13 protein-coding genes are annotated in these 13513 nt (G+C 37.5%); 5 read left to right on the top strand and 8 right to left on the bottom strand.

Translation table 11 applies throughout. From position 1 onward, the window contains the following. Positions 1–7: 7 nt before the first annotated feature. Complete coding sequence (locus Q763_RS03630; RefSeq protein WP_035131341.1) at positions 8–514, bottom strand: DUF2975 domain-containing protein; 507 nt, start codon at positions 512–514, stop codon at positions 8–10. 8 nt (positions 515–522) lie between these two features. After that, complete coding sequence (locus Q763_RS03625; RefSeq protein WP_035131340.1) at positions 523–1020, bottom strand: DUF2975 domain-containing protein; 498 nt, start codon at positions 1018–1020, stop codon at positions 523–525. A 125-nt stretch (positions 1021–1145) separates the two neighbouring features. On the opposite strand from Q763_RS03625, the gene Q763_RS03620 reads away from it, so the two are divergent. Next, the gene (locus Q763_RS03620) at positions 1146–2294 is read left to right on the top strand and encodes an aminotransferase class I/II-fold pyridoxal phosphate-dependent enzyme (RefSeq protein WP_035131339.1); all 1149 of its coding nucleotides are present in this window, start codon (positions 1146–1148) and stop codon (positions 2292–2294) included. On the opposite strand, the gene Q763_RS03615 is transcribed toward Q763_RS03620, so the two are convergent. Continuing rightward, a complete protein-coding gene (locus Q763_RS03615; RefSeq protein WP_035131338.1) occupies positions 2266–3396 on the bottom strand; it encodes an AI-2E family transporter in 1131 nt (376 codons plus the stop codon). The genes Q763_RS03620 and Q763_RS03615 overlap by 29 nt on opposite strands. A 163-nt stretch (positions 3397–3559) precedes the next feature. Between Q763_RS03615 and Q763_RS03610 the strand changes: the two genes are divergently transcribed. From Q763_RS03610 to Q763_RS03595, 4 genes are all read left to right on the top strand, one after another. Next, the gene (locus Q763_RS03610; protein ID WP_052123209.1) at positions 3560–3931 is read left to right on the top strand and encodes a putative signal transducing protein; all 372 of its coding nucleotides are present in this window, start codon (positions 3560–3562) and stop codon (positions 3929–3931) included. Between the two features lie 38 nt (positions 3932–3969). Next, on the top strand, positions 3970–4587 hold the full coding sequence (bioD, locus tag Q763_RS03605; protein ID WP_035131337.1) for a dethiobiotin synthase: 618 nt from the start codon (positions 3970–3972) through the stop codon (positions 4585–4587). A 1-nt stretch (position 4588) separates the two neighbouring features. Beyond that, entirely contained in the window at positions 4589–5881 is a 1293-nt protein-coding gene (gene bioA, locus Q763_RS03600; RefSeq protein WP_035131335.1) for an adenosylmethionine--8-amino-7-oxononanoate transaminase, read from the top strand. Between the two features lie 90 nt (positions 5882–5971). Next, positions 5972–7132 carry a beta-ketoacyl synthase N-terminal-like domain-containing protein gene (locus Q763_RS03595; protein WP_035131333.1) on the top strand — a complete coding sequence of 387 codons (1161 nt, stop codon included), beginning with the start codon at positions 5972–5974 and terminating at the stop codon, positions 7130–7132. A gap of 801 nt (positions 7133–7933) precedes the next feature. On the opposite strand, the gene Q763_RS03590 is transcribed toward Q763_RS03595, so the two are convergent. The 5 genes from Q763_RS03590 to Q763_RS03570 all read right to left on the bottom strand — a co-directional run. Then, positions 7934–9775, bottom strand: coding sequence for a tetratricopeptide repeat protein (locus tag Q763_RS03590; protein WP_035131331.1), 1842 nt, complete (start codon positions 9773–9775; stop codon positions 7934–7936). Between the two features lie 88 nt (positions 9776–9863). Then, on the bottom strand, positions 9864–10337 hold the full coding sequence (locus Q763_RS03585) for a regulatory protein RecX (RefSeq protein ID WP_035131329.1): 474 nt from the start codon (positions 10335–10337) through the stop codon (positions 9864–9866). A 66-nt stretch (positions 10338–10403) separates the two neighbouring features. After that, positions 10404–11276 carry a cupin-like domain-containing protein gene (locus tag Q763_RS03580; protein WP_035131327.1) on the bottom strand — a complete coding sequence of 291 codons (873 nt, stop codon included), beginning with the start codon at positions 11274–11276 and terminating at the stop codon, positions 10404–10406. Between the two features lie 154 nt (positions 11277–11430). Then, complete coding sequence (locus tag Q763_RS03575; RefSeq protein ID WP_035131325.1) at positions 11431–13293, bottom strand: OmpA family protein; 1863 nt, start codon at positions 13291–13293, stop codon at positions 11431–11433. 20 nt (positions 13294–13313) lie between these two features. Beyond that, on the bottom strand, positions 13314–13513 hold a 200-nt coding region (locus tag Q763_RS03570), incomplete at its 5' end, for a type IX secretion system membrane protein PorP/SprF (RefSeq protein ID WP_035131322.1).

The raw sequence follows: 13513 nt of genomic DNA, 5'->3' as shown, positions 1-13513 counted from the left end.
TAATTGTTTAAACGGTTAAGTCGTTTTCTTCTTTTTGTTGTTTTGCCATAAGGAAAATATCGCTAAGCACGATAAAAAAGAAACCAAGGCCCAGTGTGAATAATGAGGTGTTAAAGCCCAGGCTTACGCTTGCTTTGCCCTGCAAAAGGGAAAAATATACTGTAGGTAATGTGCCTATAATCCAGCTTAGTATTATGGCTTTTCCCATTTGATTAAAGGAAACAATTACCGCCTCGTCAAAAAAGCGTTTCTTTTTAAAACTTTCCAGTACCTTTTTAAACAGGTATACTGCGTAAACCAATAATACATAAGATATGTATACGGCAAGCAGTGCTATTATCAGTTCTGCACCGTGTATGTTGGCAAACTTATCTCCGTCACCGTTAAGGGAAAACGGAATCCTGTCGGGCATTATAGCTGTCATTAAAATAAAAGGAAGGCCAAATATTGCCGGTATTACTGCAAGGGCAAATAATATATTAATAATTGTTTTCAGTACTGAAAGTCGTTTCATGGTATTTATTATATCGTTAATTCGTTTTCCTGTTTAATAGTAACCCCTGATTTAACTATGTCGGCTACTATAAAGATCCCGATGGCTATAATCAGTGTAGCGATATGACTATTACTTTTAAAAAGGTATGCCATGCTATCCATATCCGGGAACCCGTCTTTTAAAGAGTTATTGGCAAGGACAAAAATTATGGTGAAAGCTATTCCTGCAAGGCTGTATACTAATAGTAAAACTCCGCTATACTTCAGGTATTTTACACTTTTGGGATTAAAGAAATTGTGTTTGATAAAAGAACTTACTGATCCCTGTAGGTATATCATAGAAGAAAGGAACAGTATTCCTTTTACCACTACTATGTAGCGGTAGTAAACAGGGATTAGTTTTGAGTAATCTGCTGAGTGACTATGTTGTATTGCAGAATATAAATACAGTGTAAATGCTATTCCTAGCGTGGTTATGAGAATAAGACCTTTAAGTATCCAGTTTAATATTTTTATTTTGCTCATTGTAGGTAAAGTTGATTGGTTTGTTTATGCAAATATATATAAATTATTGAAAAACAATAATTAATTTTCAAAAAACAATATTTTTTTGAAGCATAGTGCTGCATAATCTTCCGTATTTTTGAGATATGGAAAAACTACCAAAATCCTTACAACTCAAGCTACAGCAACGAAAAGAGGCTAATGCTTTACGTACTTTAACTGAAGCTCATGGATTGGTAGATTTTTCTTCAAACGATTATCTGGGTTTCTCACAATCTGATGAAATTTTCCAACAATCACACCAATATCTTCTTTCTGCTAATATGGTTAGCAACGGTGCTACTGGTTCAAGGCTAATAAGCGGTAACCATGCACTTTATAAAGATACCGAGGCTTTTATAGCCAAATTTCATAGCAGTCCTTCAGCATTGGTATTCAATTCGGGTTATGATGCTAATGTGGGGTTCTTTTCTTCCGTTCCGCAAAAGGATGACGTGGTGTTGTATGACGAATACATCCATGCTTCCATAAGAGATGGGCTAAGGCTTAGTAATGCCAAATCATTTAAGTTTCGTCATAACGATCCCTGTCATATAGAAAACCTTATAGGCAGGCACAAACGTGGAGAGGCCGAGGTGTATATAGTAACCGAATCGGTTTTCTCAATGGATGGTGACAGTCCTGATTTTGAAAAGTTTTTGGCTGTTGCCGAAAAGTACAACTGCAGGCTGGTAATTGATGAGGCTCATGCGCTGGGTGTTTTTGGTAATAAGGGCGAAGGTCTTATACAGCAAATGAGGTATGAAGACAGGGTTTTTGCCCGTATCATGACCTTTGGTAAAGGGCTTGGCTGTCATGGTGCAGCAGTTTTGGGGCCAAATGGTTTAAGGGAGTATCTTTTAAACTTTGCGCGTAGTTTTATTTACACTACAGCTTTACCGCCACATTCGCTTGCCGTGATTTATACAGCTTACCAGTATCTTGAAAAAAACAGGAAAGCTCAAAACCAGTTGAAACAAAATATCGCTTTTTTTGCTAAGGAAATAAACAGACTTGATTTAGCTAAACTCTTTATACCAAGTGATTCGGCTATACATTGTGCTATAGTTTCGGGTAACGATAAAGTTAAAAATATAGCACAGTCACTACAGCAGGCAGGGTATAATGTAAAACCTATATTATCACCAACTATACCACAGGGACAGGAACGATTAAGGTTCTGCCTGCATAGTTATACAAAGCATCAGGAAATAACGCAGGTACTTACTAAGCTCCGGGAGCTTCTTCATCTGTAACGGTTTCCTGCTTTTTACGTTTTTTTCTCGTTCGCTTTTTGAACCAATTATTGTCTTCCTCGCCAAACAGGTAGGCATAAGGCATGGTGTCTTCGTGCATCTCAAAAAGCTTTTTTAGTATGGCAATACTCGGTATTATTATAATCATTCCCACAACGCCCCAAATCGCTCCGCCAATAAGCAGTCCCAAAAAGGTAATAAGGGCATTAAGATTAACATTACTTCCGGTGATTTTTGGTGTAAGGAAAGCGCCTTCAAGCATTTGGATGAATGTGAACGATACCAATATGGCGGCAGGGTAAAAAAAGCTGTCTTTGGTTATTAAAGAGAACAACAAAGGCAGTGTTACCCCTATCCACGGACCCAAATAAGGGATGATGTTAAGTATCCCTGCCAGCACCCCAAAAAAGATAGCGTGTTCAATACCCAGGGCAAATAATACAGCGGTATTAGCAATGGCGAGTATTACCATTACTTTACCTGCTCCCGACATATAAGCATATACAATTTTTCTTATTGATGTGAGTTTTTCCAGTAGTTCGTCACTGTCTGATTTCCTGAAAACCTTAGCCACAAAAACAGCAAGGTGATCCCTGTATATCAGCAGGAAGAAAACGTAAACAGGTAGTAATATTATATCGCCCAGCATGCTAATGGTAGACCATAGTATTTGGGTAGGCGGAGCTTCATCTGTCTGTACCATTTCAACAGCCTTTTTAATCTCAAAACCGTTTCTCATACCCAAATCGACTCCTATATGTTTATCAAACCAGGCATTGGCTTCTATCACAAAAGCATTTACCTTGTTGTAAAGATCTCCTCCTAAATCGTTAACAAAGCCCTTAACCTGAGTGTAAATAAATAATAACAGCCCCGATATTACAAAAACGAATATCAGTAGGCATATTGCGGCACTTACAGATCGTGGCACTTTTCTGCGTTCCAGCCAGTTGCAGGAGGAAGTAAGTAACATGGCAATATAGCCCGATATAACTAGCGGAACCAATATAGGCTTGGCCATTACCATAAAGAATATGATAATTATAATAAGCAGCGATATGTAAACAGACTTTATGTAAGCCGGTACCTTAGCAGTGTTCATATAAGTAAAAACGTGTTAAATTAGCTGGGAGATTGTCAAAATTAACTAATATAATAGCGCTGTATTGGTAATGTTTTATTAAAATTACTGTTGTATTTTAGTTAAAACCCTTAAAAAATCGAGCTGCCTCGGTGGTGGAAAGCTTATTTAATAAATTTGTGATATGGAAAACACCTTTGTAAAAGTAGCATCGTTTCAGTATTCATCTGAAGCGATTATTATTAAAGGGAGGCTGGAAGCCGAAGGTATTGAGGTTTTCATGAAAGACAATAATACGATTGATACCGATCCGTTGGTGAGTAACGCTATAGGCGGGGTAAAGCTGTTAGTACGTCTTAAGGATAAAGAAAGGGCAACAGAAGTTTTACAGGATGTTAGCCGCTATTCGCTTGATGACCAGGGCAAGCCTTTAACCTGCCCCAAGTGTAGCAGTCATGAAATTGAACTGGGTACTACCATTAAGGATATAAAATCGCTTTTTGCATTCCTTTTTACTTTTATAGCGGTGGCACTTCCGTTTTACACGAAATACTAATACCGCTGTAATAACTGCGGAAATGAATTTAATATAGAATGAAACTATTTGTAACCGGTATTGGTACCGATGTAGGTAAAACCATAGCATCGTCCATAATAACCGAATCCCTTGAAGCCGACTACTGGAAGCCTGTACAGGCCGGCGATTTAGATAATTCAGACAGTCATAAAATTGAACGCTATTTAACCAACAATAAAACGGTTATCCACCCTAATAGCTATACACTTAATACACCTGCGAGTCCGCACCTTGCAGCTCAGATAGACGGTATTACCATCGATTTGAAAAAGGTTAAAGAGCCTGCTACCAAAAACCATTTGGTTATTGAAGGTGCCGGAGGATTACTAGTTCCTTTAAATGATACCGATTCTATAGTCGATTTGATTCAGCCTGATTATAAGGTAATCATAGTATCACGTCATTATCTGGGGAGTATTAATCATACCCTGTTAACCCTTGAGGTATTAAAAAACAGGGGGATAGAGGTAGCCGGAATTATTTTTAACGGAACTGAAGTTCCTTCAACCGAAGAAGTGGTGTTAAAGCGTACCAGTATAAAAATGATAGGGCGTATAGAGGAAGAACCTTACTTTGATAAAAACGTTGTGTTGCAATATGCCGACGATTTTAGGGAAAACCTAAAAAACTTATAACATGAGCATTAAAAATACAAAGGGGCTTACAGAGCGCGACAGTAAACACCTGTGGCACCCTTATACACAACATAAAACTGCTGCAAAACCTATAGGGATTGTAAAAGGTGAAGGAGCCCTTTTATGGGACGAGAACGGAAAAGAATATATAGATGCCATTGCTTCGTGGTGGGTTAACCCTTACGGGCATAGCAATAAGCATGTGGCTGATGCTATATATAAACAGCTAACATCATTAGAGCATGTGCTGTTTGGTGGGTTTACACATGAGCCAGCGGTTGTGCTTTCGGAAAAACTGGTGGAGATACTGCCAAGTAGCCAGAAGAAGATGTTCTTTTCAGATAACGGATCGACAGCTGTAGAAGTGGCCATTAAAGTGGCGCTTCAGTATTATTTTAATAAAGGTGAGAAACGTACCAAGATACTGGCTTTTGAAGAGGCTTTTCACGGTGATACCTTTGCAGCTATGGCAGCAAGTGGTATTTCCTTTTTTACCGAAGCTTTTAAAGGATCGCTTGTAGAGGTGGTTCGTGTTCCTGTACCTGTCAAGGGAGAAGAGGAAAAGAGTTTGGCTACCATAAAGAAACTGGCAGCTACCGGAGAATATGCGGCATTTATATTTGAACCTTTGGTTCAGGGAGCAGCGGGTATGGTGATGTATGAACCACAAGCTCTTGATAACCTGATTAAAGTGTGTAAAGAGTATGGGGTATTCACCATTGCCGATGAAGTGATGACAGGCTTTGGTAAGACAGGGAAAATATTTGCCTGTGATTATCTTACCGTTGAGCCCGATATGATGTGTCTTTCCAAAGCACTTACAGCCGGGACCATACCTATGGCAATAACCACTTTTACCGAAGAGCTTTTTGAAGGTTTTTATGATGATGATATAAACAAAGCCTTATTTCACGGACATACTTTTACTGCTAACCCAACCGGATGTGCGGCAGCACTAGCCGGACTGGAACTGTTGCTTACAGATGAGATGAAAGCCAATCTTACGCGTATTAATGCGAGTCATCTTGATTTTATAGCCGAGATTGAAAAACATCCAAGGGTTATCAATGCCCGTGTACTGGGTGTTATAATGGCTTTTGAGATTGAGCGTGACGGTAATGAGAGTTACTATGGTGATTTTAGGAATAAACTCTATAATTTCTTTATTGAAAACGGAGTGATACTAAGGCCTGTAGGAAATATCATCTATATACTTCCGCCATATATTATAAGCAATGAACTACTGACTAAGGTTTATGATGTTGTGAAACAGGCAATAGACGAAATAGTTTAAAAACTAAAGCAGAGCTAAAACATATAAACCGGGGTTAATCCTCGGTTTTTTTTATTGTTTGCCTTACTTTTGCAGGCAAATTCTATTATTTTGGCAACACCTGTTTCCATAACTTCCATAGCTTCCCTTTCACCGTTAGGCGATACTGCCCAACAGGTATGGGAAAATTATCTGCAAACAAGCACAAAAATCCAATATACAGAAATAGGCGGAAAGCGTGTTCCGGCAGCAAAACTTACCGATGAACTTACTGAAAAGATAGTGCAACTGACAGAGTCAGATCTTAAATACAGGAATCTGGACAAGTCGGTACTGTTTGCTATACTGGCATCGAGAGTTGCTGCAAAAGAGGCAGGATGGAAGGAAGGAGACGTTTTCGGGATTAACATTGGTTCTTCCAGAGGTGCAACCGAATTATTTGAGAATCACTACAGGGAATTTCTTGAAACCGGTAAAGCGGGAGTTCAGGCTTCGCCGTCTACCACTCTAGGGAATATCTCATCGTGGGTAGCACATGACCTTAAAAGTACCGGACCCGATATTTCGCATTCCATAACCTGTTCTACAGCTTTGCATGCGCTTCTTAATGGCGTGGCATGGATAAGAGGAGGTATGTCTGATAAGTTTATGGTAGGAGGGAGTGAAGCGCCGCTTACGCCTTTTACTATTGCTCAAATGCGGGCTATGAAAATATATTCTACCCAAAAAGAAGAATATCCCTGCCACGCGCTTGACATGGAAAAAGAGATGAATACCATGGTGCTTGGTGAAGGTGCAGCAATTGCATGCCTGGAAGCAGGTAAAAAAGAAAATGCTCTTGCTTATGTTGAGGGTATAGGCTATTCTACAGAGATTTTAAAACACAGTGTTTCCATATCTACTGATGCCGACTGTTTGCAAAAGTCTATGCTTATGGCTATGGAAGGTATTGATAAAAGTGAGATTGATGCTGTTGTAATGCATGCGCCGGGAACTATAAAGGGTGATCTTTCTGAGCTTAATGCCATAAAAAAACTCTTTGACGATAAGTTACCGTTAATTACTACTAATAAATGGAAAATAGGGCATACGTTTGGTGCTTCGGGGTTATTAAGCCTTGAGCTTGCCGTAATGATGCTTAACAAACAACAGTTTATAAATGTTCCGTTTGCTAAAGATGTTCCTTTTATTCAGGATAAAAAACTTAAAAAGATACTGGTGAATGCTGTAGGCTTTGGCGGTAATGCAGTTAGTATACTGGTCTCTAAATAAAAAAAGAAACCCCTTACTGAGTAGGGGGTTCCTTGCATCCAACTAAAAAATTACTAAACATTACGGGACTAAGAACCCATAATATGCTTTAAAAACTAACCATTTACTTTTTAGTTAGTGGTAGTTGTTTTATATAACCTCTTGTAATTAAAATTCAATTCGTTAAGCGCAAATAATAAATAATTATTTAGCTTTTAAATCGGGGCAAATATACTGATATATAATTATTTATGGTTGTAGGGGTGAATTTTTGTTTATATTTTAATTAACAAGTATTTTATTTATAATCTAAATACTAATATGCGCGAAACATTGTATAATAATCAGAAAATAGCGTAAAATATAATATAAATAATAGCTTGTTATTTTAAATTTTTGAGAAGTTTTCTTTATTTTTTGTCATAATTTATAGTGAGTTAGGGGATTACTTGTATTAGAGGTAGTGTCTTACAAAAAAACACCAATGATTACAGGGGCGTTGCAATCACCGGTGTTGGGTTTTTTAACATAAAATACGGGGCGTGTATTTCATATCATGGGTCAAAATAGCACCAGTTATTTAGTAATATAAAGCAGGAAATTTTCAAGAACTATTATTTTACTAAACTACCACTCGTCGGATTTATGAATCACTTTGTCGAGTTGTATACTACAAATGTAAGGCATAGACCCTTGTTTTTAACAAAATTTTAATAGACAAACTATAGACAGGATTGTTTTTTTTAAGTGTTAGGTTGTTGTTTTTCAGTATTTTATTCTTGTCTATATTTTGGATAGTGATGAGTGTAAGAAAAAAGACGTCTAAATTTCCATAATCACCTTTTCAAAGTCTATATCTTCCTGAATATTCATCTTTTTCTTAATTCTGTATTTTTTAGTAATTACGCTTTCATGCGAAATTTGTAACAGGGATGCGATTTCCTTGTTGGTTAAATTCAGTTTTAAAAGCGAGCAGAACTCTAAATCATTTTTCGTAAGGTTGTCAAACTTCTCTGCCAGCGAATGATTAAAGTTAGGGTGTACTTTATTGAAACGTGTTTCAAACTGTTTCCAGTAGTCTTTTTGTTTGGTTAGCAGCTGGAGTTCCTTTCTTACATCATTAATATTTATAATCTCCTTGCGAAGGCATTTGTTTATAATGTCGTTTATGCTATCCTGCAGGTTTGCCATCCTAAGCGCACTTGATGTAAGCTCTCTTTGCTTTTCTGTAATGCGTTCTTTTTGGGCTTCATAAATTTCCTTGTCATACTGGCTCTGCTGTTCCAGTAAGTTCTTTTCGGCTGCAATAGTCCTTAGGGCTTCTTTTTGCAGTCGGTTTTTAAGTTTGGCTGATCTTAATATGGTAAGTATTAATATGATGATTATAAGGCTCCCTATAATACTAAGCCAGATTATAATTTTGTTTTTGGTTATTTTTTCTTCAAGCGCTTTGTTGCTGTTGGCAAGGGCTATATTTTTTTCGCGCTGTATTTCGTTTTGGAGCTTGCCCTGTATTTCGTTAAGGGCATTTTCCTTATCCATTGTAGCGATAGAGTCCTTCAGTATAATAGTTTCGGTATAATTGTCGGTTGCTTTTTTATAACTACCTGTAAATTTATAAGTGTCTGCCATTGCCTGTAAGAAATACATTTTGTCTTCAAGGTTAATGCTCTTGTAGGCTTCACTTTCTTTAACCTGATCAATAACTACCAGTGATTTTTTATACTTTTTATTTCGGTTAAGATGGTTAATATATTCAATACCTACCCTTATAATATATGGCGAATTTGAAGCGCTAAGGTTTTCCATAGCATATTCGTATGAGGCAAGAGCTTCGGCTTCATTTCCTTCACGAGCTTCTATATGCCCTATTTTAGAATAGGCTACACCAAGCACCGATATGTCCTGATATTCTTTTAGCCATTTAATACTTAAATTCAGGTTCTCTTTAGCTTCATTCAGTTTGTTAAGTTGTATAAGGCTCTCTGCTTTATTTAGGTAAGTGTATGATAGGTTTTTATTATCACCTCTTTTTTTAAATCCGGCAATACAATCGTCGTACAGGTCGATAGCAAATTCATAATTTCCCTGTAACATATAAATGTTAGCCAGCTTTTGCTTTATAGGGTATACTTCAGAATCGTCTTTCATCTCCTTTAAAACATCTATCGCTTTAAGAAGACTGTTAATGGCTTTTTGGTTTTCAAACTTTTGCATATAGTTTGAGGCTAGTTCGCCATATACTATAGCAAGTGTTTTTTCAGTTTGTTTACCTGACTTGAGTATTTCATTTAATTGTTTTATTGATTTGTCAAGTTGGCCTAAGTTTCTGTAACATATAGCAATATTACAAAATGACCTTACCTGTTTGTCAGGATAGTTTTTGTTGTATTCTGCAGCTTTTTTAAAATAGATTATACCCGAATCAAATTTATTTAGCATAAGGTCGCGTATACCATGCAAATGGTATAAATCACCAAAAATGGTATCATGGGCTTTAATCCTTTCGGCTTCCTGCATACCTTTTTTAAGATATACGATAGCACTGTCAGGTTTGGTAAACATGAGTTGTTTACCCTTGGTATTCAGTTCTTTGAAGTTAAACTCTTGTCCGTAACAAAAGGCCGCAACAAGCAGAGTGGCCAAAAGAATTCTTGTTCTCATAGCACTAGGGGATTTTTACGTTAACATATATTTGTGGGGACTGCTAAGGTAATAAATTTTATTTAACATTTTGTTAAGACAATTTAAATTATGATTGAGCAGCTAACTCACTGAGTTTATCATAAATTAAATTACTCTCAAAACCCTTACGTATAAGGAAGTCAAAAAGTTTCTTTTTTTTCTTTTGGATGTTAGTTTCCCTAATATTGTCCCATTGTTTTTCGGCAAGGGAATGAAAAGCTTCAATATATTCTCCGTCAGGTATTTCCTTTAGGGCTGCTTCAAGGTTGAAGCGTGTAATATCTCTGACTTTAAGCTCATTCTTTATACGGATACGCCCCCAGTTTTTAATTCTGAATTTACCTCGGGCAAAGCTTTTGGCAAAACGTTCCTCATTAAGGAAATTATGTTCTATAAGATGGGTAATAATAACATCACATGCCTGCGAAATCATATTCATGCTTTTTAGTTTTTGTAAAACCTCTGCATGGCAACGATCCTGGTAGGCGCAGTATTGCTCCAGTTTTCGTTTGGCTTCTTCAACAGTATAGGTTTTGTGCATAAATAGTGAGGCTAGTGCTTAAAGGTAAAAAAATAATCCCATTCTTGCCGAACGGGATTACTGTTTTTATATCGGTATATTAAGCTTTTTATGTGTTCGTTTAACAGCTTCTTCGTTTTTGTAATCAATCCACGCCTGTCCTTTATATCGTCGCATAAAGTTGTCATAATGCCTCATTACGAATATGTTGTAAACCGCTTTAGACAGGTTACTTATTTTTCTTGGCAGTGCCCTTAGGCTCATAGAAAATCCCGGAGTTACATATTTCATGTAATGCCAGTAACCTTCGGGCATATATAGCATTTCCCCGTGTTCAAGATTTGCTACCAGTCCTTCGGCATGTTGTAGTGCCGGCCATTTCTCAAGATCCGGATTATCAAAATCAATATCTTCTCTTGAGATCAATGAATGTGGTACTTTGTACAGATAAGGAGTTTGGTTTGGGGCAAAAAGAATACACCTTTTTTTACCATGAAAGTGGAAATGCAGTATGTTAGAGTAATCAATATCGTAATGGATAAACACTTTTGAGTTTTCTCCGCCAAAAAACAGCATTGGTAACTGCTTTATAAGTCTTAAGCCTAAGTCAGGCCATTTAAAGTCTTTTTGAAGCGAAGGGACTTCCTTCATCAGGTTATATAGAAATATTCGATAGTTTGTTGGCTTTGACTGAAGAAGATCGATGTATTCAGACATTTTCATTTCGGCATGTGCTTCATTAAATCCGTCTTTATGAGAAACCGGACGGTCGTCATACAGAGGTACAGTCTTGTCTGCGGCTAAATCCTTAATATAATTCAGTTTCCATTTTTCGTAAGCAGGCCAATCCTGAGTTAATTGTTCAATTACTACAGGTTTTTGCTTTTTCACGTAGTTATTGTAAAAATCTTCTTTTGAGATGGTTTTTACACGTTCTATTTCAGTTAGGTGTAAAGGCATAAATAATGCTGAAGTTAAATGCATGGCAAAATTACTAAAGCGTTACCAAAATGTAAAGTATACCTGTGCAAATAATTTATAAAAAAAAGGTTAAATATTAAAAAAGCAGCCACTTGGGGCTGCTTTTTTTAACCATCTGTTAAATTAGAACGGCTTATCTTTTTATTATAACAAACTCATTGCGTCTGTTCTTAGCATGCTCTTCTTCGGTACAATTGTCGCCACAATTTACTTTAGGCATGGTTTCTCCATAACCTTTTCCGGTTATCCTTTCTCTGGATATACCCTGTGATACAACATACTGCATTACAGATTTTGCTCTTTGTTCAGATAACTTCATATTGTACTCATCACTACCTCTGCTATCGGTGTGTGCCTGTGCCTCTATAACCATTTCAGGGTATGACTTCATTACATCCACCAGTTTATTTAGCTCAAAGGCTGCCTGAGGAGTAATGTTGCTTTTATCGTATTCAAAATAGATACTGTTTAGTACTACCCTGTCGCCTACTATAAGATCGTCTAGCGGTTCAAGATCGGCCATTACGACAACTTCACCACCATGTTTCTTCTCTGCCGGGAAGTTATCGGTTTTGTAGCCTTCTATTGATGCCTGTACTGTGTAATCAGTATCGCAGTCTACACTGTAGGTAACTTTACCGTTTGCATCGGCTGTTCTGGTTTCAATTACGTTATTTCTGTCGTCAAGTATAGCTACTTTTCCTGCCGGAATAATTTTTCCGGTTTTTTTGTCCCTTACTGTTACAATAACCTCTACACCACAAATAGGAGTAGCCATATACAGGTTATCTGTCCCTAAACGATTACTGGCAAAGAAACCAACGTTTTGTGAAGCGTTAAAGGTGAATGAGAAGTCGTCTTTAGGAGTATTGATAGGGTCTCCCAGATTAATAGCTTCGCCGTCACTGTTTAAGTCTATCATATACACGTCATAACCACCAAAGCCTTTTCGCCCTTCTGAAGAGAAGAAAAGTTTATTGTCTGATGTTATGTAAGGGAAGCTTTCCCTACCTTCTGTATTTACTTTAGGCCCCAGGTTTTCCGGTTTTCCGTATGAGTTAGGCCCTTTAATGTCTACTTTCCAAATGTCAGTTTCACCCATAGAACCTGTTCTGTTTGAAGAGAAATAAAGGGTTTTACCATCGGCACTAACTGATGGGTTAGCAGATGACCAACGCTTGTCGTTAAGCGGTAAAGCCTCTACATTACCCCATTTTCCGTTTACTTTGGTCGCCTTAAAGATGTAAAGTAGTCCGGTTTGCTGACCGTTGTCTTTCTCAAACTTCCCTTCTTTAAAACTCTCACTGGCAAAGTACATGGTATTGCCGTCGGCTGTAATAGTTGCAGGACCGTCGTGCCATTTACTGTTTATCTCAGTAACCGGTTCAGGGCTGCTAAATTTACCGTCTCCCTGATAAGTAGCTACATATAAATCAAGATATGGTTCTTCGTTACGGCCATATTTTCTGCGAACGGTGTTACGTGTACTGGTAAAGTAAAAAGATTTGTCGTCGTTTAATACAGCGCCAAAATCGGTATATTTTTTATCACTAATGTCTAAGTACTGCTCGTCAAAAAGCTTAGTTTGACTTTTTAGTTTAGGCAAATAATCAGGATCTTTCATAAATATGATTGCTCTTTGATCCTTAGGAGCCATTTTGGCAAAAGTGAGCATTTGTGCATTAGCTTCCTCATACCTGCCTTCGGCTTTCAGCATCTGGGCATAGTGGTAATAAATCTCAGAGTCCTGCTTAGATTTAACAGCTTTTTCATACCACTTAATGGCCTCTTTACTGTTAAACATGTTGTAGTAACTCTCAGCAAGTTGCCTGTAAACATAAGGGTCTTTTTTGTTGGTAAGCTTCATGTATTCGTCGGCAGCATCAATGTATTCAAAACGGCTGAATAGTTTATCTGCTTTTTCCGTGTCTTTATTTTGTGCCATGGCAAACTGCGCTGCCAGCATAAAACTTAAACTGATATATAGGTTCTTCATCTTTCTTGATCGCTTTTAGGTTAGAAATAACGTGGTGAACGGGATACTTTCTTCGGGAAGTTCAAATCAAACAAAAGCATGATCTCATGCGAAGAAGGGGTGGTTACATTAAGGTCGGATACGATATGATCGTAAGCATAACCTAATCTAAGGTTGGGTGTAATCCTGTAGTTTACCATACCGCCAAATGAGTCATCTATCCTGTAGGTAGCTCCTATCT

Origin of the sequence: Flavobacterium beibuense F44-8 (genome assembly GCF_000769915.1) — a bacterium.
In the GTDB taxonomy this organism is placed as follows: domain Bacteria; phylum Bacteroidota; class Bacteroidia; order Flavobacteriales; family Flavobacteriaceae; genus Flavobacterium; species Flavobacterium beibuense.
Note: the sequence above shows the minus strand (reverse complement) of the source record. Positions and strands in the feature narration are given on the sequence as shown.